This is a genomic window from Curtobacterium pusillum (assembly GCF_007680845.1).
GTDB lineage: Bacteria > Actinomycetota > Actinomycetes > Actinomycetales > Microbacteriaceae > Curtobacterium > Curtobacterium pusillum_B.
The window spans coordinates 194767-216807 of record NZ_VEIY01000004.1 but is presented as its reverse complement, the minus strand read 5'-3'; the positions used below and the strand labels follow the sequence as shown (position 1 = coordinate 216807).

The window sequence follows — 22041 nt, the reverse complement described above, 5'->3', positions numbered from 1 at the left end:
TCAGGGGGCGCCGAAGCCCGCGGCCGAGAGGACCTTCTGACCGGCCGCCGACCGGACGTACGCCGTGAAGGCCTTCGCCAGGTCCGGGTTCTCGGCCTCCTTGAGCACGCTGATCGGGTAGGTGTTGACCGCCTTGCTCGCGGCGTCGAAGTGCACGCCGTCGACCTTGCCGTCGGCACCGGCGACGTCCGTGACGTACACGAGCCCGGCGTCCGCCTGGCCCGACTCGACCTTGCCGAGGACGTCCGTGACGGACTGCTCCTCGCTCACCGGGTGCAGGTCGACACCCGTGGCCTGCTCGACCTTCGCGGTCGCGGCACCGCACGGCACCGGGGTCGCGCAGGTCACGAGCTGCACGTCGGACGAGGTCAGGTCGTCCAGGTCGCCGATCTTCTTCGGGTTGCCGGGGGCCACGGCGATCTCGAGCACGTTCGTGGCGAAGTCGTGCGGCGAGCCGGAAGCGACGTCCGTGCCGACGAGCTTGGTCATGTTGGCCTCGTCGGCGGAGGCGAACACGTCCGCGGGCGCCCCGTTCTGGATCTGCGTCACGAGGTCGCTCGAGCCGGCGAACGAGAAGGTGATCGTGGTGCCGGGGTGGGCGTCCTCGTAGCGCTTGCCGAGCGTCGTGAAGGTCTGCTGGAGGGACGCTGCAGCGAAGACCGTGATGGAGCCCGTGGGGCCGGAGCTCGCGGAGTCGCTCGCAGCGGTGGTGGTGCCCCCGGTGCTGGTTCCGGAGGCACAGCCGGCCAGCCCGACGGTGACCAGCGCAGCGGCGGCGATCAGGAGTGAGGTCTTCCGCAGATGCGTCGTCATTCCCTGATCGTATCCGCAAGTGCGGTCAGTGGGCGTCCTTCGCCGAGCCAGGCCTGGATGCCGCCGTCGAGCACGACGGCGTCGGTGCCGGCGGCGCGTGCAGTGCGGGCCCACGCGGTGGCGCGGATGCCGCTCGCGCAGACGACGACGAGCGTCGCGGGGTCGGGGTCGGGGTCAGGGTCGGGGTCGGGGTCGGGGTCGGGGTCTGGGTCTGGGTCGGACGGTTCCAGGTCCTCGGGGCGGATGCTGCCCGGGATGACGCCCGTGGCGAGCTCGTCCGGCGTCCGGACGTCGACCAGGACGACGCGGCCAGTGTGGCCGGTGCGGGTGGTGCCGGGGCCAGGCGCGTCGTCGTCGGGGATCCCGTCCGCGTCGGGGATCCCGTCCTCGTCGGGGATCCCGTCCGCGTCGGGGTCGCCGGCGTCGCGTCGCAGCCGCTCGGCCAGCGCCGCCGGAGCGATCCGGGGCGGCGCGTCGTCCACCAGCGCCGCCGGACGACGGGACCCCGGACCGCGCCGGAGCGGACTCTCCGTCCAACGCCACCGCCGGGCGTCGACCGTGAGGACCCGGCCGAGCAAGGGCTCCCCGATCCCCGCGACCAACGCCGACACCTGCGCCGCCATCACCGACCCGATCGCACCGCACAGCGCGGGGAGGACCCCGTCGAGCGCGCAGGACCCTTCGTCGGGCAGCGCCTCGGGGTGGAGGTCGTGGAAGTCGATCGGGTCCGGGCCGGCGTCGTGGAACACCGAGACCTGGCCGTCGAGCCCGAGCACGGTCCCCCAGACGAACGGCACGCCGGCGCGGGAGCAGGCGTCCGAGATCGCGCGGGTGACCTCGACGCTGTCGGCGGCGTCGACCACGACGTCGTGCCCCGCGACCTGCTCCGGACGGAAGCGCTCGGCGAGTGCCACCACCTCGAGCTCGGGGTCGACGCCCCGGACCCGTTCGGCCGCGCACTCGGCCTTCGGTCGCCCGACGTCCTGCGCCGCGAAGAGCGTCTGCCGGGCGAGGTTGGACGTGTCGACGACGTCGTGGTCCACGATCGTGACCCGGCGGAGCCCCAGTCCGGCGAGGTACGTGAGGACGGGCGCCCCGAGTCCCCCGGCTCCGACGACCAGGACGGTGGCGTCGGCGAGGGCCCGCACGGCGCGGTCGCCGGCGCCCTCGAGGGCCGCGGTGCGGGAGAGGAGCCGGCGGCGGTCGTCGCTCATGCGTCGGCCGCTTCGGCGGGGACCTCGACCGACACCATCGTGGCCTTCACGGACGCGACCGCGACGGCGCCGACCTCGAGCCCGAGGTCGCGCACGGCCTCGGCGCTCATGAGCGACACCACCCGGTGTGGTCCGCTCTGCAGTTCGACCTGAGCCATCACGCCGTCGACCACCAGGTCGGTGACGATCCCGACGAACCGGTTCCGCGCCGAGCTGCGCGTGCCGGACGGGTCGTCGAGCTGTGCGCCGCGACCGCGGATGTGGGCCGCGAGCTCGCGCCCGTCGAGCACGGTGCGGCCGGCGGCGTCGGTGGACCGCGTGAACGTCCCACCGTCGACCATCCGCCGGACGGTGTCGTCGCTCACGCCAAGGTACCGAGCGGCGTCGCGGATGCGGAGCTTCGTCATGGTGTTCGCACCATACCGGTATGCGGAACTCTCAGTCTCGCCAGTCGAGGCGCCGGGCACCTGCTCAGCCGCCCCGGCTACCGTCACCAGCGTGACAGCACCCCGGACCGGCACCATCAGCGTCCCCCGCTCGGCGGGGCTCGCACCGGTCCGTTCGCGGCTCCGCGGGGTCGCGTCGAGCATCGGGACGTCGGTCGTCCGCACACCCGAACTCACGATCGGCGCGCTCGGCGTCCTCGTCTCCGCCGCGTTCGCGTGGGTGCCTTCGCTCTGGTACGACGAGGCCGCGACCGTCACGAGCGCCCAGCGCACGTGGGCACAGCTGTGGGCGGAGCTGCACACCGTCGACGCCGTGCACGGCCTGTACTACTCGCTCATGCACGTGTGGTTCTGGCTCGTCGGGTACACGCCGTTCACCCTCCGCTTCCCGAGCGCCCTGGCCGTCGGCGTCGCCGCAGGCCTCCTGGTGGCCCTCGGTCGACGACTCGGCGGCCGACGGCTCGGCATCACCGCCGGTCTCGTGTTCCTCGCCCTGCCCCGCGTGCAGTGGGCCGGGTCCGAGGGGCGCCCCTACGCGACCATCACCACCCTCGCCGCGTGCCTCACGCTCGTCGGACTCACCGCCGTCCGCCGGACCCGGACCGGCCGGAGCCTGAACTGGTGGGTCGCCTACGGTGCGCTCGCCCTCGTCGCCGTGACGTTCAACGTCTACCTCTCGCTGGCCGTCGTCGCACACGCCGTGACGCTGCTCTGGACGATGGTGCTCCGGCGCGCCGAGCTCCGGCGCGCGACGCTGTCCCGGGACGGGCGCGCACCGGGCACCCCGCTCGTCACGGGAGGCGCCCTGCTCCGCTGGGCGATCGCCGCGGGGATCGCCGCCGTGCTCGCGTCCCCGGTGGTCGTCGAGATCGCGTCGCAGTCGAAGCAGGTCGCGTGGATCGCGGGCATCGGCACGCGCACCGGCGCCCAGGTGTTCGCGACCGCGTGGTTCGGTGGCGTGGACGCGTACGCGGCCGGCGCGTGGGCGCTCATGCTCGTCGGCGTCGCCAGCGCCCTGGTCGAGGCGCACCGACGCTCGGCGACCGTCCGCTCCCTCGTCCGTGCCCAGGCGGTCCGCGTCGCGGTCCCGCTCGTGGTCATCCCGACCGCCGCGCTGGTGCTCGCCACCGCGATGGGCAAGCACCTGTACTCCCCGAAGTACGCGACGCTGAGCCTGCCGTTCGTGGCGCTGCTCATCGCGCTCGCGCTCACGCTCGTCCGTCCGAAGGCCCTCTTCGCCGCCGCGGTCGCCGCCGTGCTCGTGCTGTCGGTCCCGACCGCGGTCGCGGTGAAGCAGCCACTCGCGAAGCAGGACTCGACCTGGGCCCGTGCCGCCTCGATCATCGCCGCCGAACGGAGCACGAACCGTGCCGACGCCGACGAGGGCGTCGTCTTCGGCAGCGTCTACGGCCATCCGGGCACCACCGCGGACATCATCCGCGTGGCCTACCCGGACGCGTTCGCCGGGATGACCGACCTCGGCGTCCGCAAGGTCGGCGCGGACAGCGGTGTCCTCTGGAACCAGACCGGCGACCTCGCCACCACGATCCCGAGCCGCCTCGACGACGTCGACACCGTGTGGTTCGTCGGCGGCACCGTGAAGGCCCGCAACATCGAGCCGGAGACCGCGTCGATCCTGGCCGCGAACGGCTTCCGCGCCGAACAGCACTGGAAGACGGGAACGGTCGTCATCACGGAGTACGTCCGCCGCTGACGACCGGGCACCCTGCCGCTCGTGCGGCGACTAGTGCACCACGCGCGCGCCGTGCACCGGACCGGCCGCCCGCACAGCGACCAGGCCCGCGGCGCTGAGCTCCACCTGCACCTCGAGCGCGGTGTCCCGGTCGGCCACGAGGAACGCGACCGTCGGCCCGCTCCCCGACACGAGCCCGGCGAGCGCTCCGGCCTTCTCGCCGATCTCGAGCGTCGTCGCGAGTGCCGGCTGGAGTCGCATCGCCGGCGCCTGCAGGTCGTTGTGGAGGCAGTCCGCGAGCAGGTCCGGGTCGCCGGCACGGAGCGCCTGCAGCACGTTCGCCTCGACCACCGGGGTCGTCGGCGCGGGTGCGATGTCCGCACGGTAGCGCTCACGGTGCTCGTCGAGCGCCCGGTACACCGCCGGGGTGGAGAGCCCCTCGTCGCTCAGGGCCAGCACCCAGTGGAACTCCCCCTTGGCCAGGGCCGGGCTGAGCTCGTCCCCGCGGCCGGTCCCGACGGCTGTTCCACCGGCGAACGCGAACGGCACGTCGGCACCCAGCTGCGCCGCCAGACGCAGGAGTTCCTCACGCCCGAGGGCGGTCCCCCAGAGGGTGTCCACGGCGAGGAGCGTCGCGGCGGCATCGGCCGATCCCCCGCCCATCCCGCCGGCGACCGGCACCTGCTTGTCGATCGTCAGTCGGACCCCGCCGCGGTACCCGGCCGCATCCGCCACGAGACGGGCCGCCCGGATCGCGAGGTTCGACTCGTCCACCGGCACCCCGGTCGTGTCGATCGGCCCGGTGAAGGCGACGGAGAAGTCGTCCGCGGGCTCCGCCGACACGTCCTCGTACAGCGAGACCGCCTGGTACGCCGTCGCGACGTCGTGGTAGCCGTCGTCCTGCAGCGCCCCGACCGACAGGTACACGTTGATCTTGCCGGGGGCGCGCGTCCGCACGCGGGTCGGTGCGGCCAGCGTGGTCATGTGCCCAACCTATCCCGGCCGGGCATGGAGGCGCGGCGCATGCCCGTCGCGCAGCGCCCGGTCCTTCCCACAACGCCCGCGCCCGATCCTTCCCCCAACGGCCGCGATGGAAAGTGGAATCGGGCGTACCTGGTCGAACGTTCCGACCGGGTACGCCCGATTCCACCAGGTACGCCCGATTCCGCAAGGCAGCCCGCGCCCGCCCGCGGCCAGCCCGCACCCCGCGCCCCGCAGCGCCCCGCGCGGTCAGGCCGCCGCGGCCGCCCGGAACCCCCGCGCCAGGTCGGCGAGGATGTCGTCGACGTGCTCGAGGCCGATCGACAGCCGGATCAGCCCGTCCCCCACGCCCGCGGCCGCCCGCTCCGCCGAGGTCATCTGCACGTGGGTCGTCGACGCCGGGTGCACGACGAGCGACCGGACGTCGCCGATGTTCGAGACGTGGTCGAAGAGCTCGAGCGCACCGACGAACCGACGTCCGGCCTCCACTCCCCCCTCGAGGTCGAACGCCAGCACAGCGGACGGCCCAGCCGGCACGTACCGCTGGGCGAGCGCGTGCCACGGCGAGGAGGGCAGCCCGGCGTAGTGCACGCCGAGCACCTGCTCGTGGTCGTCCAGCCACCGGGCGACGGCGCCGGCGTTGGACACGTGCCGCTCCATCCGGAGCGAGAGCGTCTGGATGCCCTGCAGCACGAGGAACGCGGTGAACGGCGCGATCGCGGGCCCGAGGTCCGCGGACAGCTTCGACCGGGTGCGCTGGATGAACGCGCGGCGCCCGAACTTCGCGGCGAAGTCCGTCCCGGCGAACCCGGACTGCTCCGCGGTGGCGAGCTGGGGGAACTTCGACGCGTGCGCGGCCCAGTCGAAGTTGCCGCTGTCGACGATGAGCCCGGCGATCGCACTGCCGTGCCCGGCGAGGTACTTCGTCGCCGAGTGCACGACGATGTCCGCACCGTGCTCGATCGGCCGGACGAGCCACGGCGTCGCGATGGTGTTGTCGACGATGAGGGGCACCCCGGCCTCGTGCGCGACCCCGGCCACCACGGCGAAGTCGAGGACGTCGCCGCGCGGGTTCGGGATCGACTCGCCGAAGAACGCCTTGGTCTCCGGGCGGACGGCCGACGCCCACTCGTCGAGGTCCGTCGGGTCCTGCACGAAGGTGAACGCGATCCCGAGGTCGCGCAGGGTCGACGCGAACAGCGTGTACGTCGCACCGTAGAGCGACGCGCTCGACACCACGTGGTCGCCAGCGCGAGCGACACCGAGGACGGCGAGCGTGGTCGCTGCCTGCCCGGAGGCGAGCGCGAGCGCACCGACCCCGCCCTCGAGGTCCGCGATCCGCCGTTCGAGCGCGGCCGCAGACGGGTTGTTCACCCGCGAGTACGTGTGGCCCGGGGCGTCGAGCATGAACCGGGCGGCGGCGTCCTCACCGGACGGGTACACGAACGCGGCGGACTGGGCGATCGGCGGCACGTTCGCGCCGAAGCCCGGGTCCGCCGAGAAGCCCGCGCGGATCTGCCGGGTCTCGAACGCCCAGCCCTCCTCGGCCGACGAGGTCGAGTCCGCCCCCATCAGACGGCTGCCTCGGACGGCACGACCACGGACGGCCGGACCAGCGGGATGACCCGCTCGCCGAACCGTTCCATCTCCTCCAGCTGCGGCGAGAACTGCAGGAGCAGCGTGTCGACCCCGGCGTCCTCGAATTCGCGGATCCGCGCCGCCACCTGCTCCGGCGTCCCCACGAACCCGGGGCGGAGGCCACGGTTCGACACCGAGTAGTCCTCCAGCGAGGGCACGTGCTCGAGCTGCGACTTCGAGATGAAGTCCTGGTACGACTCGTACGCCTTGCCGTGCTGCACGTCGGTGATCCGGGCGAGCTCGGCCTGCGCCTCCTCCTCGGTCTCCCGGACGATCACGTACGCGGCCATGCCGAACGCCTCGAACGGCGGCAGACCGGCGTCGACCCGGCGCTGGCGCATCTCGGCGATCTTCGTCCGGAGCTCGTCCACCGTCCCGCCGTGGGTGACGTAGGCGTCCGCGTAGCCCGTGATGGCCGCCTTGCCGGCCTCGCTCTCACCGCCGGCGTAGATCCGCGGCGTGACGCGGGGCTTCGGCTCGAGGTGGGCGTTCTGGACGTCGTAGTACTCGCCCGTGAACGAGTACGGCGTCTCCCGCCACATCCCCTTCATGACCTCGACGAACTCCGCCGTGCGCTTGTACCGGTCGTCGTGCTCCGAGAAGATCCCGCCGTACTGCTTCGCCTCCTCGGCCCACCATGCACTCACCACGTTGAAGGTGAACCGGCCGCCGGAGATGTCGTCGATCGTCGCCGCCTGCTTCGCGGTCACCGCCGGCAGGTGGTAGCCCGGGCGCATCGCCGCCATGATCTCGAGCCGCTCGGTCGTCGCCGCGATCGCCGCCGCGAGCGCCCACGCCTCGAGGGACGGCGCCGCCGTGCCCTTGATGTCGTTGAGGTTGAGCTCCGGCACGAGCGTCAGGTCGAAGCCGATGCGCTCGGCGCGCTGCGCCAGGCGCTTCACGTAGTCGAAGGTGACCGGCATGTGCTCGTTGTCGACGTTGCGCAGCCAGCCGCCGAAGAGCGGGGTCCAGTATCCGAATCGCACGGGGTGTGTTCCTTGGGGAGGTGGGGAGTGACGGACTGGAGGCGCGGGGCGGGCCCGCACCGCGCCTCCAGTCCGGTGGATCGTGGTGTTCTCAGGCCGTGGCCTGCGCCGCGTAGGCGCGGTCCAGCAGGCCACCGAGGTAGCGGGCGATGGAGCGCGGCCCGGAGGCCGGTGCGGCTTCCTCGACGGCGGGGTTGTAGTTCGTGTTCGTGTTGATGTCGTACACGACCGTGCGGCCGTCCGCGGTCTCCATGAACTCGACGCCCGCGATCTGGATGCGCTGGTCAGCGAGGAAGGTGCGCAGCTGCTGCACCAGCGGGTGCTCGGCGGTGACCTCGGTCCGGACGCTGAACGGCTCCGTCCCGGGGATCTCGCACACGTCAGCCGGGCAGAGCTCGAAGCTCCCGGCGCTCGTGTCGACGCGGACGGCGTAGACGAACTCGCCGCCGACGAACTCGGCCCGGGTGATGAACGGTTCGCGCGCGGTGAGGTACTCCTGCAGCAGGGTGATGCCGTCGACGGGCTCCTCGAACTCCGGGCTGTCGACGTACGCGTCGAACTCGGCGAGCGAGTCGAACCGGCGGACCCCGAGGCCCTTGCCGCCCTGGTTGTGCTTCGTGATGAACGGCACGTCCTGGCCGGCCGTGAAGTCGTGGGCCGCCTGCTTGAGCGTCGTCGTGCCGAACACCGCCGTCGTCCGGGGCACGTCGAACCCGGCGGCCCGGAGCAGCCCGTGCTGGGCGACCTTCGACACCTCGAGCTCGAGCACGTGGCTGCCGCCGACGACCTGCCGGCCGGCACGCTCGAGCCAGCCGAGGACTGCGCGGGTGTACTCCTTGCTGTGCTCGTGGCCGCGGGTGTGCGAACTGGCCGACATGCGGGACCAGTACACGCCCGGAGCGGGGTCGGCGCCGAGGTCGATCTGGCCCTCGGTGAGGAGGATCTCCTCGACGGGGACGCCTTCGGCCTCGAAGGCGGCGGCGAGCGGCGGGAACCACTCGGGGTTCTCGTGGATGACGTACACGCGCGGAGTGCTCACATCGCCACCCTAGGCAGGTCCTGCTGGGCGGGGCCAAGTGTGTGACGCGGGCTTACTCGCTGAACACCTGCTGGCCGACGACGCCGAGGAGTTCGAGCTTCTGCGCGTCCTCGCTGCCGGGCGGGGCGGTGAAGAGCAGCAGCGACTGCGTCTGGCTCGACGTGTGGAGCACCTGGCAGTCCACGGTGATGCGACCGAGCTCCTGGTGCACGAACGTCTTGTGGTCCTCCCACCGCGTGCCGACCTCGTGCAGGGACCACAGCGCGCGGAACTCGGCGCTGTGCGCCTCCAGGTCGGCGATGAGTTCGGCGGCCCGGCGGTCGTTCGGACCCGCTGCGCCGACGGCGGCGCGGAGCGACGCGACCTGCGCCCGGGCGAGTCGGTCGTGCTGCTCAGGGGCGTACTTCGCGCGCTCGGCGTCCGTCATGAACCACCGCCAGGGCTGGTAGCGCTCGTTCCCCGGCAGGCCCGTCGTGGTGCCGAGCAACGCCGCCCCGAGACGGTTCTCGACGAGGGTCTCGCCCAGGTCGTTCACCACGATCGCGGGCGTGTCCTCGAGCCGGTCGAGCACGCGGAGGATCGCCGGGTCGACGTGGTCGGACCGGTGCACGCGTGCGGGAGCGTTGTGCCCTGCCAGGCGGAAGAGGTGGTCGCGCTCGTCGAGGGAGCAACGGAGCGCCCGGGCGATCGCCGCGACCATCTGCTCTGACGGCTGCGGTCCACGCTGCTGCTCGAGGCGCGTGTAGTAGTCGGCGGACATGCCCGCGAGTGCTGCGACCTCCTCGCGGCGGAGACCCGGGGTGCGTCGGCGCTGTCCTGAACCGAGTCCGACGTCCTCGGGGCGCAGCTGTTCCCGGCGACGGCGGAGGAAGTCGGCGAGCGCGGGACGGTCCATGGTCTTCATGGTGCACCGCGGCGGGCGCTGGAGCCAGGGACCGCCGCTCCCCCGATGAGCGGCCTCTGGATGGCCCCCTCCGGTCGCGGCATCGTGGTCGGCATGGACATCACGAACTCCACCGTCTTCATCCCCGGCGCGACCTCGGGCATCGGCCTCGGTCTCGCCCAGCGCCTGCAGGCCGCGGGCAGCACCGTCGTCATCGGCGGCCGACGCCGTGCACTCCTCGACTCGCTGCACGCCGAGCACGGCTTCGGCACCGTCGAGCTCGACGTGACCGACCCGGCGTCGATCACGGCAGCGGCGGCGTCGGTCGTCGAGTCGTACCCGGCCCTCGACACGCTCATCACGATGTCGGGCATCATGCGCGCCGAGGACCTCCGGTCGTCGGAACACCTCACCGACGCCGTCGCGACCATCGAGACCAACCTCCTCGGCACCATCCGCCTGGTCGACGCGTTCCTGCCGCACCTGCTCGGCCGTCCGGCGTCGACGATCATCACCGTGTCGTCCGGCCTCGCCTACACGCCGCTCGCCGCGACCCCGACGTACAGCGCGACGAAGGCCGCCGTGCACTCGTACACGCAGTCGCTCCGGCAGCAGCTGACCGACTCGTCGGTGTCGGTGCTGGAGCTCGTCCCGCCGGCGGTCGCCACGGACCTGATGGGCGAGGGCGTCGACTTCGGGGGCATGCCGCTCGACGACTTCCTGTCCGAGGTTGTCTCGCTGCTGCAGTCCGGTGCTGCACCGGAGATCCTCGTGCAGAACGTCCTGCCGCTCCGGTGGTCGGAGCGGGACGGGAAGCAGCAGGAGCTCATCGAGATGCTGGCGGCCCGTCGGCACTGACCCGCGACGCGGGCCGCGGTCACCCGGCGGTGGTCGTCCGGTCGGGGCCCGCTCCGTGCTCCCGCCGGGCGATCACCCGGTCGAGGGACCGGTTCAGGACCGGCAGGCCGCTGGCGATGGCTGTCACGACCAGGGCGCCGACGACGGTCCACTCCCAGGAGCGGAGGACGGCGTAGACGCCGGTCCCGACGATCACCGAGACGAGGACCGACATGTGCCGCGGCGCGCGGTCGTCGTCCGGGGCACGGTCCGGGTCCGGTTCGACCCCGGACTCGGGGTCGGGGTGGCGTCCGAGTGCGAGGAACGCCACGCCCCAGGCGACCAGTGCGGCGCCCGAGCACGATCCGGACCCAGGCGGCATCGTCGTCCGGGTGCGCGAGGGCGGCCCGGATCGACAGGGCGACCACGACCGCGCCGCCGAGGACTGGCACGGCTGCCAGCAGGAGGGCGAGCGGGCTGGATCCGGGGCGGCGCATGGTGCCCGAGCCTAGGGCGTGCCGGGGCGTGGCACCCGCGCCGTTCCCCCGGTCAGCGCATCGGCCAGCCGGATGCGCTGCGTGTGTCGCGGGTGCTCTGCACGAACGACTGCGGCGTGAAGATCGGCAAGAGGGACGGATCGACCGCGCCGAAGTTCCGGTCGACCGTGGCGATCCCGTCCGCTCCCGAGGCCATCACCATCGCCGCCTGCACCGAATCGAGCGCCGGGAGGCCGAACCGCTCTCTGTAGTACAGGACGTCCTCGAGCAGGGGTGCGAGTTCGACGTAGACGGCGTCTGCCGATGAGATCAACGATTGCCACCGTGCCAGCATCGACCGCGCCAACTCCGACACGGTGGTTCCGGAACGGGCCCCCGGCACCCCGACTTCTCGTTCCGCGAGGTCGAAAGCATCATCCTGGAGCTGGAGCTCGAGGACGTCGTTGAAGAAGAGCGTTGTCTCCGCAGCGACCATCCGTTCCAGGAAGGCCGCGGCCGCATCGTGTCCGGGCACCGCCCCTTCCAACGCAGCAAGGACGAAGCTCCGTTCGATGACGACGGCCTTCGGCATCCTCGTCACGCCCTCGGTGGGGAACACCCGGTAGGGGGTCCGGGCAGGACCAGCCCCGATCGGATCGGACTCGATGGAGCCCACGCCGTCACAACCCCCGCTGCGATGCGCTGTCGATCCGCGGGGCGACGCTGAAGGTCGATGCACGGAGGATCCCACGGACCCGCTCGGCACGTTCCTCAGGACTGCCGATCGGCCGGGTGCGGCCCGCCTCGATCTCGGCCCGCGTGAGCGTGCGGGGGACGAACATGCCCGCGTGGTCGGCTGGGCGGTGAATGCTGTTCATGCTGCTCCTTCGGTCGGGAGGAACGCTACGGAGTCCGAGCACAGAACCGCGAACATGTCGTATGCACGGCGTCCGAGCGTCGACGGTCGCGCCGTCGCGGCAATGCGGGGAGGATGGGACCGATGAACGACCGACTCGCCACCGTCCAGCGCATCGTCGCCGAAGCCGGCATCGACAGCACCGCCCGCGAACTGCCCGCATCGACGCACACCGCCGCCGATGCCGCAGCAGCCCTCGGCACCGAACCGGGCGCGATCGCGAGCAGCCTGCTGTTCCTCGCCGACGGGGAGTCCCTCCTCGCGATGACCTCGGGACGGCACCGGGTCGACACCGACCTCCTCGCCGCACAGCTCGGCGTCGAGGTCCTCGCCATGGCCACGGCGAAGCAGGTCCGCGAGGTCACGGGGCAGCCGATCGGGGGCGTCTCCCCCGTTGGTCACCCGGCGCCGATCCGGACCGTGGTCGACGAAGCGCTCCGCGAGTACGACGTCGTGTGGTCGGCTGCGGGGACCGCGAACAGCGTGCTGCCGCTGACCTTCGACCAGTTGCTGACCCTGACCGGCGGGACCGTCGTCCGGGTCAACGAGCACTGATGGTGGACGGGCGCTGATGCCGACACGGACCCGCGTCGAACTCGGACGACGAGCGGACCTCGGCGCGGACTGCGCGAACTGCTTCGGGCTGTGCTGCGTGGCGCTGGCGTTCGCGAAGTCCGCGGACTTCCCGTTCGACAAGGCCGCCGGCGACCCCTGCACCAACCTCGACGAGACGGACGGATGCCGGATCCACCCGCACCTCCGCGAGCGCGGGTTCGCCGGCTGCACGGTGTTCGACTGCTCGGGTGCCGGGCAGAAGGTGTCCCGGCACACGTTCGCGGGGCGCTCCTGGCGGGACGACGCGGCGACCCAGCGCGCGATGTTCGCGACGTTCCCGGTGGTCCGGCGACTGCACGAACTCCTCCGGTACCTCGACGAGGCGATCACCCTCGTGCACGGGCGGGCCGACGACGGCCCCTGGGTCGCGGCGTTCGAGCGGGTCCTGGCGCTGAGCGACGGGTCACCCGAGGAACTCGCGGCGGTGGACGTGGACGCGGAGTACGACCGCGCGCGGCCGCTCCTCCTCGAAGCGAGCGAGATCGTCCGTGGTGCCCCTGCCGGAAACCGCGCGGGCACGGCCAGCCGCTCGGGGTCCGGCGCCCGTCCGGGTCCGGGCAGCGACCTCGTCGGTGCCGACCTCCGCGGTGCGGACCTGCGCGGCGCGACCCTCCGCGGGAGCACCGCCATCGCCGCGGACCTCCGTGGCGCGCGACTCGACCGGTGCGATCTCCTCGGGGTCGACCTGCGGGACGCGGACCTCGGTGGCGCGGACCTCGGCGGCGCGGTGTTCCTCACGCAGATGCAGGTCAACAGCGCTCGCGGGGACGCCGGCACGGTGCTCCCCGTCGGGTTCCGCCGTCCGGCGCACTGGAACGCCGGGACCGGGACGACCGGGTCTACTCCGCCGCGGCGAGGACCGTCCGGCCGAGCCGCACGAAGTCGTCGGCGCTGAGCATCTCACCACGAGCCGTCGGGTCGACCCCGCCCGCGGTGAGCAGTTCCGATGCACGAGCACTGCTGCCGAGCACCCCGGACAGGCTCTGCCGCAGCATCTTCCGGCGCTGCTGGAACGCACCGTCGACGAGCGCGAACACCTGCGCCCGGAGCGCTTCGTCACCAGGGGGCTCGTGGCTGTCGAAGCCCACGAGCACGCTGTCGACGTTCGGCACCGGCCAGAAGACCTGCCGGCTGACCTGACCGGCGATCGACCACGAGCCGTACCAGGCGGCCTTGACGCTCGGGGCGCCGTAGACCTTGCTGCCCGGCGCGGCAGCGATGCGGTACCCGACCTCGGCCTGCACCATCACGAGCGCTCGCTCGATCGACGGGAAGGTCGCGAGCAGGTGCAGCAGGACGGGCACGGACACGTTGTACGGCAGGTTGGCGACGACGTGGGTCGGGGCTTCCGGCAGGTCGGACGCCGCGATCGTGAGGGCGTCCTGGTGCACGACCCGGAGTCGGGCATCCGGCTGCATGGCCGCGACCGTGTCCGGGAGACGAGCGGCCAGCCGACCGTCGATCTCGACCGCGGTGACGGAGGCGCCGGTCTCGGTGAGCCCCAGCGTGAGCGATCCGAGCCCCGGCCCGATCTCGAGCACCTTGGACTCGGCGGTCACCTTCCCCGACGCCACGATCCGCCGCACGGTGTTGGCGTCGTGCACGAAGTTCTGCCCGAGCTTCTTGGTCGGCGTGACGTCGAGCTGCGCAGCGAGGTCCCGGATCTCCGCCGGCCCGAGGAGCGAGGCCACGACTACCCGTCCACCGTGACGGGCTCGGCGTCCCACGCGCCGTAGACGAGCTCGGTGTTCGAGGCGATCTGCGCCGCGAGCATCGAGGCGTCGGTCCCGATGGTGTCTGCCATCGACCGCAGCGTCAGCGGGATGAGGTACGGCGCGTTCGGCCGACCGCGGTACGGCGTCGGCGTGAGGAACGGCGCGTCCGTCTCGACCATGATGAGGTGCCGCGGCGCGACGAGCAGGGCTTCGCGCAGCGACTCGGCGTTCTTGAACGTCACGGTGCCGGCGAAGGACATGTACCACCCGCGGTCGGCACAGGTCTTCGCGAGCTCCGGACCGCCGGAGAAGCAGTGGAAGACGGTCTTCTCGGGAGCGCCGACGCGGTCGAGGACCTCGATCACGGCGTCGTGGGCGTCCCGGTCGTGGATCGTGAGCGCGAGGTCGTGCTCCTTGGCGATCCGGATGTGCTCCTCGAACGAACGGATCTGGGCATCGCGGCCGCCCTCGCCGGTGCGGAAGAAGTCGAGCCCGGTCTCGCCGATCGCCCGGACACGCGGGAGCGCCGCCAGCCGGTCGATCCCGGCGAGGTGCTCGTCGAGCAGCCCCTGCTCCTGCAGCGACGGCGCTTCGTTCGGGTGGAGTGCCACGGCAGCGAGGACCCGGGGTTCTCGGGCCGCGATCGCCGCCGACCACTCGGAGGTCGCGAGGTCGGTGCCGACCTGCACGACCCCGCGCACGCCGACGCTCGAGGCCCGGCCGAGGTGCTCCCGGTAGTCGAGGGCCCCGTCGCCGCCGTCGGCGATCTCCATGTGGGTGTGGTTGTCGTAGACCGGGACGACGAGCGCCTCGGGCAACGGCGGGTAGGTCAGGTCCCGCTTGGAGCCGTCTCCGTCGCCGCGGGAGCGGAGGTGGGCGTCGGTCACGCTGCGCCCTGCTCCGTCTGTTCGATGCGCGGGAACAAGCCGGACTCGAGCGGCACGACGGTGTCGGCGCCCTGCCACTCCCAAGCACGGTCGACGCGCTGCTCGGCGATCGAACCGCCGGCACCGATCGACGCCCAGAGCTTCTCGGTGGCCTTCGGCGTGACTGGCGAGAGCAGCACGGCGACGGTCCCGAGCCCGCGCAGCGCGGTGGCGAGCACGGTGCCGAGGCGCTCGCGCTGGGCGTCGTCCTTCGCGAGGGCCCACGGCTGCTGCTCGGTGATGTACCCGTTCAGCGCGTCGACGAGCTCCCACACGGTCGCGATCGCCTCGTGCGGGGCGAAGGCGGCGATGGCCGCGTCCGCACGCTCGGTCACGGCGACGGCGAGCGCGTCGATCGCCTCGTCGGACGCGGCCAGCGCACCCCGCGACGGCACGGCGCCGTCGAAGTACTTGTGCAGCATGGCGATGAGGCGCGACGCCAGGTTGCCGAACCCGTTCGCGAGTTCCGCCTGGTACCGCGCGGAGATGTCTTCCCAGCTGAAGTTGCCGTCCTGCCCGAAGGTGATCGCACGGAGGAAGTAGTAGCGGAAGGCGTCGGAGCCGAACGTGTCGGTGATCTCGGACGGGGCGATGCCGGTCAGCTTCGACTTCGACATCTTCTCGCCGCCGACCAGCAGCCAGCCGTGGCCGAACACGCGCTTCGGGACCGGGAGCCCGGCGGCCATGAGCATCGCCGGCCAGATCACCGCGTGGAACCGGGCGATGTCCTTGCCGACGATGTGCACGCTCGGCCAGAGCCGCTGGAAGGCTTCGTCGTCGTCGCTGCCGTAGCCGAGCGCGGTGATGTAGTTGAGGAGGGCGTCGAACCACACGTACAGCACGTGGTCGCTGTCCCACGGGATCGTGATGCCCCAGTCGAAGCTCGACCGCGAGATCGACAGGTCCCGCAGCCCCTGCTTCACGAACGAGATGATCTCGTTGCGGACGCTCTCGGGCTGGATGAACTCCGGGTTCGACTCGTACAGGTCGAGCAGCCGCTGCTCGAAGTCGGACATCCGGAAGAAGTAGTTGCGCTCGGACAGGACCTCGACGGGGATCGAGTGGATCGCACAGACCTGCTGGCCCTCGTACGCGCCGGTGCCGGGGACGAGGTCACCCGGCTGCTTGTACTCCTCGCACCCCACGCAGTAGAAACCCTCGAACTCGCCCGCGTAGATGTAGCCGTCGTCGTAGAGCTTCTGCAGGAACGCCGTCACGCCGCGTTCGTGCCGTTCGTCGGTGGTGCGGATGAAGTCGTCGTTGGCGACGTCGACGGTGTCGAGGAGCGGCTTCCACGCGTCGGTCACGAGACGGTCGGCCCACTCCTTCGGCGTGACCTCGTTCGCGCTGGCGGTCCGCAGGATCTTCTGCCCGTGCTCGTCGGTGCCGGTGAGCAGCCAGGTGTCGTCGCCACGCTGACGGTGCCAGCGCGCGAGGACGTCCGCGGCGACCTCCGTGTAGGCGTGCCCGATGTGGGGCACGTCGTTCACGTAGAAGATCGGCGTGGTGATGCTGAACGAGGACCCGTCGGACATGCGCACCATCCTACGGGCGGGCGGAGGCCGCATGACGCGCCCCGCGCGCCACCTGTGGAGAACCGGACGGGAGGCGCGGTGCAGGCTCGATCCGCGCCTCCAGACCGGAGACGCGAGCGCCTACCGCGCCGCCAGCGCACCTTCGTACAGGTCGCGTTTCGACAGCCCCGTCGCGTCCGCGACGGCCGCGGCCGCCTCCTTCATGCGGGAACCGGCAGCCACCCGTTCGAGCACGAGCCGCACGCCGTCCTCGATCGTGGCCGCGCCCTGCTGCGCCTGGGCCCCCTCGACCACGATGCAGATCTCGCCCTTCACACCGTCCGCCGCCCACGTGACGAGCTCGTCGAGCGGCCCGCGCCGGACCTCCTCGTAGAGCTTCGTCAGTTCGCGGCAGACGGCAGCGCGCCGGTCGCCACCGAACCCCGCGGCCATGTCGCCGAGGGTGTCCGCCAGCCGGTGCGGCGACTCGAAGAAGACCATCGTCCGTTGCTCGCCCGCGAGCGAGGAAAACAGCCGGCGGCGCTCCCCCGCCTTGCGGGTGGGGAACCCTTCGAACGTGAACCGGTCGGTCGGGAGCCCGGACACGGCGAGCGCCATGAGCACCGCCGACGGACCGGGCAGCGCCGTGACGGTGACACCCGCTGCTGCCGCTGCCTCGACGAGCGGGAAGCCCGGGTCGCTGATCGCGGGCATGCCGGCGTCGGTCAGCACCACGACGTCCTCGTCCCGGGCGAGCTCGACGACCTCGGACGCCTTGGCGCGCTCGTTGTGCTCGTGCAGCGCGATGAGCCGCGGACGGTTCTCGATCCCGAGCGCGCGCATGAGGTGGATGGCGGTGCGGGTGTCCTCGGCCGCCACCACCGTCGCGTTCGAGAGGGTCTCGACGAGGCGCCGCGAGGCATCGCCGAGGTTGCCGATGGGCGTTGCTGCGAGGACGATCACCACCCCATTGTCGTCGCAGCACGCCCATCGGCCGCATCCGTAGGATGTGCGCGATGACCAGCGAGCTGACCGACGACCGTACCGCCGTCCCCGACGGGCCGGTCGGCTCCCGTCTCGACGACTGGTGGGGCCGTGTCCTCTCGGTCTCGTGGCGGGTCGCGGCCTGGCGCTGGGCGGGCCCCATCGCGGTCACGGTGCTCGCGGCCGTGCTGCGACTGGTCGGCCTCGGCCACCCCCACTCGCTGGTGTTCGACGAGACGTACTACGTCAAGGACGGCTGGTCGATCGTGCACCTCGGGTACGAGGGCACGTGGCCGTCGAACCCGAACGACGACTCCCTGCCGACGACGGACGAGCGGTTCGCCGACGGGCAGACCGACATCTACACGAGTGCGGCCGAGTTCATCGCGCACCCGCCGCTCGGCAAGTACCTGATCGGGCTCGGGATGCTCCTGTTCGGGGCGGACGACTCGTTCGGGTGGCGCTTCGCGGTCGCCGTGCTCGGCATCGCGACGGTGTTCCTGACCGCCGTCATCGCCCGGTCGCTGTTCCGCTCGACCCTCGTCGGCACGCTCGCGGGCTTCCTGCTGGCGGTCGACGGCCAGGCGATCGTGCTCTCCCGCGTGACGCTGCTCGACGGGATCCTGACCTTCTTCGTCGTGCTCGGGTTCGGAGCACTGCTGCTCGACCGACGGTGGACTTCCCGCCGACTGGACGCGTGGGTCGCCCGCCGGACCGCGGCCGGACGGGACACACTCTGGGGGCCGGTGTTCTGGTGGCGTCCGTGGCTGCTGGCGATGGGCCTGGCGCTCGGCCTCGCGACCGCGACGAAGTGGTCGGGCATGTACTTCCTGGCGTTCTTCGCCGTGTACTCCGTGCTGAGCGACATGGTGCTCCGGAAGCGCGCCGGCATCGAGTTCTGGTCGTCGAGCGCCTGGCTGCAGCAGGGACCGGTGTCGTTCCTGCTGACGGTGCCGGTCGCCGCGGTCACCTACCTGGCGTCGTGGACCGGGTGGTTCGTGTCGAAGGACGGCTGGGACCGGAACTGGCTCGCCTCGGGCGGGATCCGCTGGACCGGCGTCCTGTCGTGGGTGCCCGACAGCGTGCAGGACTGGTGGCACTACCAGTCCGAGATCTACGGCTTCAACATCGGCCTGCACACGCCGCACTCCTACCAGGCGAACCCGCTGCTGTGGCTCCTCATGCAGCGCCCGACGTCCATGTACTACGTCGGCACGAACGCCGGGCAGGACGGCTGCACGGCGACCCGCTGCGGTGAGGCGATCACGGGGATCGCGAACCCGTTCATCTGGTACGCCGCGGTCGTCGCGACCGTGGCGCTCCTCGTGCTCTGGATCCTGCGCCGTCGGTGGGAGTACGGGCTCGTCCTGATGGGCGTCGCGGCCGGGTACCTGCCGTGGTTGCTCTACGTGAACCGCACCGTGTTCCAGTTCTACACGATCGCCTTCGAGCCCTTCATGGTGATGGCACTCGCCGCTGCGATCGGGCTGGTGCTCGGGTCACGAGGGGATCCACGACCACGCCGGACCCGGGCGATCGTGTGGGTCGGCGTCTACCTCGGGGTCGTGGTGCTCGCGTCGGCGTACTGGTACCCGATGTGGACGGGCATGCAGATGCCGTGGGACTTCATCCGGTCCCACTACTGGGTGCCGAGCTGGCTCTAGTCGCTAGGACTGGGCGTGGAGCGCGCGTTCGATCGTCTCGCGGTCCAGCGGCTCGCCGAGCATCGGCGCTTCGGTCGTACCCGGCATCACGCCGTCGATGAGGACCTCGGCGTAGCGGCGCCAGGCGTCCGGGTCGTGGCCGCGGGTGGCGTCGGCGACGGCACCGAGCATCGTCGTCAGCATCGGGAGGTCGCGGTAGTCGAAGCCCTGGCGCACCACCCCGGCGTCCTTCGCGCGGCGGATGATCGTGCTCACCTGGTCTTCGAGCCGGTCGCGTTCCTGGACGATCGACGGCCGCGCCTTGCCCGCGCGGACGATGGCGTCCGCGAGGGCGCGATCCCGTGCGCGGAACTCGAACACGCCCATCAGGTAGACGCGGAGGGCTTCGCGCGGGTCGGCTTCGTCGCCGGCCCGGGCGGCTGCGTCGTTCATCGCCTCGAACTTGGTGGCGAGCAGGGCCTCGATCAGGGAGTCCTTGTCGGCGAAGCGACGGTAGACCGTGCCGACGCCGACCCCGGCTTCGTGGGCGATGTCGTTGAGGGTGACCGAGAGCCCGCGTTCGGCGAAGCACTTCCGCGCGGTCTGCAGGATCAGTTCACGGTTGCGTGCCGCGTCGGCGCGCAACGGACGCTCGACGTCGGTGGTGCTCACGTGACTCACCGTAGTTGAACTTTCTGGGAATAAGTGGATGCGGACCTTCCGTTTCGGTCTACACTGGTCACAAACGGATGCCGTGCATCCGGTTCTCGATCGAGACCTTCCCACTTCCCCTCCCCTCTGAACGAAGGAGGCTGCCGTGACGGCAGAACAGACCGTGCCGACCCCCACCGGGTCGGCCCCCACGACTCCCCGCTCGACGCCCGACAAGACCAACCACCGCTGGATCGCCCTGGCGGTCATTGCCCTGGCGCAGCTGATGGTCGTGCTCGACGCCACCATCGTCAACATCGCCCTGCCCTCGGCCCAGACGGACCTCGGGTTCGGCACCGACCAGCGCCAGTGGATCGTCACCGCGTACTCGCTCGCGTTCGGGTCGCTCCTGCTGCTCGGCGGACGCCTCGGCGACCTGTTCGGCCGCAAGAACACCTTCATCATCGGGCTCGTCGGCTTCGCGGTCGCGTCGGTCCTCGGTGGCCTCGCGGACTCGTTCGGCCTGCTGGTGGCCGCGCGTGCGCTGCAGGGCGTCTTCGGTGCGCTCCTCGCGCCGTCCGCCCTCGGCATGCTGACCACGACGTTCCGCGACCCGAAGGAACGCGGTCGCGCGTTCGGCATCTTCGGGTCGATCGCGGGCTCCGGCGCGGCGATCGGCCTGCTGCTCGGCGGTGTCCTCACCGAGTACGCCTCGTGGCGCTGGTGCCTCTACGTGAACGTCGTGTTCGCGGTCCTCGGTGTCATCGGCGCCCTCGTGTTCATGGCGAAGCCGCCGAAGGTCGAGCGTCCGCGCATCGACGTCGCCGGCGTCGTCACCATCACGGCCGGTCTGGTCGGTGTCGTCTACGGCTTCTCCAACGCCGAGACCAACGGCTGGGACGCCCCGCTGACGATCGTCATGCTCGCCGCCGGCGTCGTGCTCATCGCCGCGTTCGTGTTCATCGAGACTCGGGTCCCCCACCCGCTGCTCCCCCTGCGCGTCGTCCTCGACCGCGACCGTGGCGGCTCGTTCGTCGCGATCGGCCTCGTCGCGATCGGCATGTTCGGCATCTTCCTGTTCCTGACCTACTACCTCGAACAGACCCTCGGGTTCAGCTCGCTGCAGACGGGCCTCGCGTTCCTCCCGATGCCGCTGTCGATCATGATCTCGGCGACGCAGATCGGTGGACGCCTGCTCCCCCGCGTCGGCCCGAAGGTGCTCATCTTCGCCGGTGGTCTCGTGGCGTCGATCGGGCTGCTGCTGCTCCTCCGCACCGACCTGGACAGCTCCTACGCCGGCACGGTCCTGCCGGCGCTGATCGTCATCGGCCTCGGCATGGGGACGATCTTCTCGTCCGCGATGAACACCGCGACGACCGGGGTCGCCCGGGCCGACGCCGGCGTGGCCTCGGCGACCGTGAACACCATGCAGCAGATCGGTGGCTCCATCGGCACCGCGCTCCTGTCGACGATCTTCGCGGACGTCGTGAAGGACAGCCTCTCGGGGCTGAACGCAGCGCCGACGAAGCTGCAGCAGGCACAGGCGGTCCTCGACGGGTACCACGTGGCGTTCGGCATCTCGGCGGGCGTGCTCGTGCTGGTCGCCCTCGCCGGTGGGCTCCTCATCAACCGCCAGAAGGTGCGGTTGGACAAGCTCGCGCACGCCAGCGCAGCGGTGACGGGGAGCATCCCGACCGCCGCGCACTGACGCACGCGCTGCGCGCACGCTCGACGGCCCGTCCCGGTTCTCCGGGGCGGGCCGTCGTGCGTGCGGGGTCGGGTGGTGCGGCCGCGGCGGTGCGCGGGGTACGGCGGCGGGCGCGGCGGCGGGCGCGGGCGCGGAGTCGGCGCGACAAGGTCGATGTCGTACGACAACGGGGATGTCGCCCGTCCCGGCCGCGCGCGACCCCGAGCGAGTGTTGCGACAAGGTCGACGTCGTACGACAACGGGGGTGTCGCACCACAGCGCACGCGCCACAGCCGCCCCCAACCGCCGACCCCACCGCCGCCCTCACCCGGCCCAAGCCCGGCGTCCCGCGCCACCCACTCGCGCGACCGACCCGCCATGCGC

The 22041-nt window shown here is 71.7% G+C and carries 22 protein-coding genes; 6 read left to right on the top strand and 16 right to left on the bottom strand.

The features are described 5' to 3' along the window. Genes modA through FS825_RS11180 form a run of 3 tightly spaced genes read right to left on the bottom strand, consistent with a single transcriptional unit; the run spans window position 1 to window position 2434 of the window. Window positions 1–813 (bottom strand): molybdate ABC transporter substrate-binding protein, encoded by an 813-nt coding sequence (gene modA / locus FS825_RS11190; RefSeq protein ID WP_144712959.1) that lies wholly within the window; start codon window positions 811–813, stop codon window positions 1–3. After that, window positions 810–2027 carry a ThiF family adenylyltransferase gene (locus FS825_RS11185; protein ID WP_144712957.1) on the bottom strand — a complete coding sequence of 406 codons (1218 nt, stop codon included), beginning with the start codon at window positions 2025–2027 and terminating at the stop codon, window positions 810–812. Before FS825_RS11185 ends, modA begins: the two co-directional genes overlap by 4 nt. Then, window positions 2024–2434 (bottom strand): TOBE domain-containing protein, encoded by a 411-nt coding sequence (locus FS825_RS11180; RefSeq protein ID WP_144712956.1) that lies wholly within the window; start codon window positions 2432–2434, stop codon window positions 2024–2026. Before FS825_RS11180 ends, FS825_RS11185 begins: the two co-directional genes overlap by 4 nt. A 91-nt stretch (window positions 2435–2525) precedes the next feature. On the opposite strand from FS825_RS11180, the gene FS825_RS11175 reads away from it, so the two are divergent. Then, window positions 2526–4187 (top strand): glycosyltransferase family 39 protein, encoded by a 1662-nt coding sequence (locus FS825_RS11175; protein ID WP_186377197.1) that lies wholly within the window; start codon window positions 2526–2528, stop codon window positions 4185–4187. Window positions 4188–4217: 30 nt separating this feature from the next. Here the strand turns inward: FS825_RS11175 and FS825_RS11170 are convergent, their stop codons facing one another. The 5 genes from FS825_RS11170 to FS825_RS11150 form a co-directional block, all read right to left on the bottom strand. Then, window positions 4218–5150 carry a 4-(cytidine 5'-diphospho)-2-C-methyl-D-erythritol kinase gene (locus tag FS825_RS11170; protein WP_144712952.1) on the bottom strand — a complete coding sequence of 311 codons (933 nt, stop codon included), beginning with the start codon at window positions 5148–5150 and terminating at the stop codon, window positions 4218–4220. Window positions 5151–5396: 246 nt separating this feature from the next. Continuing rightward, window positions 5397–6719 carry an O-acetylhomoserine aminocarboxypropyltransferase/cysteine synthase family protein gene (locus tag FS825_RS11165; protein WP_144712950.1) on the bottom strand — a complete coding sequence of 441 codons (1323 nt, stop codon included), beginning with the start codon at window positions 6717–6719 and terminating at the stop codon, window positions 5397–5399. After that, window positions 6719–7771 carry an LLM class flavin-dependent oxidoreductase gene (locus tag FS825_RS11160; RefSeq protein WP_144712948.1) on the bottom strand — a complete coding sequence of 351 codons (1053 nt, stop codon included), beginning with the start codon at window positions 7769–7771 and terminating at the stop codon, window positions 6719–6721. Before FS825_RS11160 ends, FS825_RS11165 begins: the two co-directional genes overlap by 1 nt. A 91-nt stretch (window positions 7772–7862) precedes the next feature. Continuing rightward, window positions 7863–8810, bottom strand: coding sequence for an ATP-grasp domain-containing protein (locus FS825_RS11155; RefSeq protein ID WP_144712945.1), 948 nt, complete (start codon window positions 8808–8810; stop codon window positions 7863–7865). Between the two features lie 52 nt (window positions 8811–8862). Continuing rightward, window positions 8863–9705, bottom strand: a complete 843-nt coding sequence (locus tag FS825_RS11150; RefSeq protein WP_144712942.1) for a helix-turn-helix transcriptional regulator — start codon at window positions 9703–9705, stop codon at window positions 8863–8865. Window positions 9706–9759: 54 nt separating this feature from the next. Here FS825_RS11150 and FS825_RS11145 point away from each other — a divergent pair, with 54 nt between their 5' ends. Next, complete coding sequence (locus tag FS825_RS11145; RefSeq protein WP_260981134.1) at window positions 9760–10551, top strand: SDR family oxidoreductase; 792 nt, start codon at window positions 9760–9762, stop codon at window positions 10549–10551. A gap of 19 nt (window positions 10552–10570) precedes the next feature. On the opposite strand, the gene FS825_RS11140 is transcribed toward FS825_RS11145, so the two are convergent. The 3 genes from FS825_RS11140 to FS825_RS11130 form a co-directional block, all read right to left on the bottom strand. Beyond that, a complete protein-coding gene (locus FS825_RS11140; RefSeq protein WP_144712939.1) occupies window positions 10571–10912 on the bottom strand; it encodes a hypothetical protein in 342 nt (113 codons plus the stop codon). 167 nt (window positions 10913–11079) lie between these two features. Continuing rightward, window positions 11080–11682 carry a hypothetical protein gene (locus FS825_RS11135; protein ID WP_144712936.1) on the bottom strand — a complete coding sequence of 201 codons (603 nt, stop codon included), beginning with the start codon at window positions 11680–11682 and terminating at the stop codon, window positions 11080–11082. Window positions 11683–11686: 4 nt separating this feature from the next. Beyond that, window positions 11687–11884, bottom strand: coding sequence for a hypothetical protein (locus FS825_RS11130; RefSeq protein ID WP_144712934.1), 198 nt, complete (start codon window positions 11882–11884; stop codon window positions 11687–11689). Between the two features lie 122 nt (window positions 11885–12006). Here FS825_RS11130 and FS825_RS11125 point away from each other — a divergent pair, with 122 nt between their 5' ends. Both FS825_RS11125 and FS825_RS11120 read left to right on the top strand, forming a co-directional pair. Then, window positions 12007–12477, top strand: a complete 471-nt coding sequence (locus FS825_RS11125) for a YbaK/EbsC family protein (protein ID WP_144712932.1) — start codon at window positions 12007–12009, stop codon at window positions 12475–12477. A 16-nt stretch (window positions 12478–12493) separates the two neighbouring features. Further along, the gene (locus FS825_RS11120; RefSeq protein ID WP_144712930.1) at window positions 12494–13432 is read left to right on the top strand and encodes a pentapeptide repeat-containing protein; all 939 of its coding nucleotides are present in this window, start codon (window positions 12494–12496) and stop codon (window positions 13430–13432) included. On the opposite strand, the gene rsmA is transcribed toward FS825_RS11120, so the two are convergent. The 4 genes from rsmA to rsmI form a co-directional block, all read right to left on the bottom strand. Continuing rightward, a complete protein-coding gene (rsmA, locus tag FS825_RS11115; protein ID WP_144712928.1) occupies window positions 13377–14228 on the bottom strand; it encodes a 16S rRNA (adenine(1518)-N(6)/adenine(1519)-N(6))-dimethyltransferase RsmA in 852 nt (283 codons plus the stop codon). The genes FS825_RS11120 and rsmA overlap by 56 nt on opposite strands. A 2-nt stretch (window positions 14229–14230) precedes the next feature. After that, window positions 14231–15139, bottom strand: coding sequence for a TatD family hydrolase (locus FS825_RS11110; RefSeq protein WP_144712926.1), 909 nt, complete (start codon window positions 15137–15139; stop codon window positions 14231–14233). Then, complete coding sequence (gene metG, locus FS825_RS11105) at window positions 15136–16713, bottom strand: methionine--tRNA ligase (protein WP_144712924.1); 1578 nt, start codon at window positions 16711–16713, stop codon at window positions 15136–15138. The genes FS825_RS11110 and metG overlap by 4 nt, the downstream gene beginning before the upstream one ends. Window positions 16714–16833: 120 nt before the next feature. After that, on the bottom strand, window positions 16834–17655 hold the full coding sequence (gene rsmI, locus FS825_RS11100) for a 16S rRNA (cytidine(1402)-2'-O)-methyltransferase (RefSeq protein ID WP_144712922.1): 822 nt from the start codon (window positions 17653–17655) through the stop codon (window positions 16834–16836). Window positions 17656–17708: 53 nt separating this feature from the next. Between rsmI and FS825_RS11095 the strand changes: the two genes are divergently transcribed. Next, entirely contained in the window at window positions 17709–19340 is a 1632-nt protein-coding gene (locus FS825_RS11095; RefSeq protein WP_144712920.1) for a dolichyl-phosphate-mannose--protein mannosyltransferase, read from the top strand. A 3-nt stretch (window positions 19341–19343) separates the two neighbouring features. On the opposite strand, the gene FS825_RS11090 is transcribed toward FS825_RS11095, so the two are convergent. Then, window positions 19344–19991: a TetR/AcrR family transcriptional regulator gene (locus FS825_RS11090; RefSeq protein ID WP_186377196.1), complete on the bottom strand. Its 648-nt coding sequence runs from the start codon at window positions 19989–19991 to the stop codon at window positions 19344–19346. A gap of 145 nt (window positions 19992–20136) precedes the next feature. Here FS825_RS11090 and FS825_RS11085 point away from each other — a divergent pair, with 145 nt between their 5' ends. Beyond that, on the top strand, window positions 20137–21678 hold the full coding sequence (locus tag FS825_RS11085) for an MFS transporter (RefSeq protein WP_144712912.1): 1542 nt from the start codon (window positions 20137–20139) through the stop codon (window positions 21676–21678). Window positions 21679–22041: the final 363 nt, after the last annotated feature.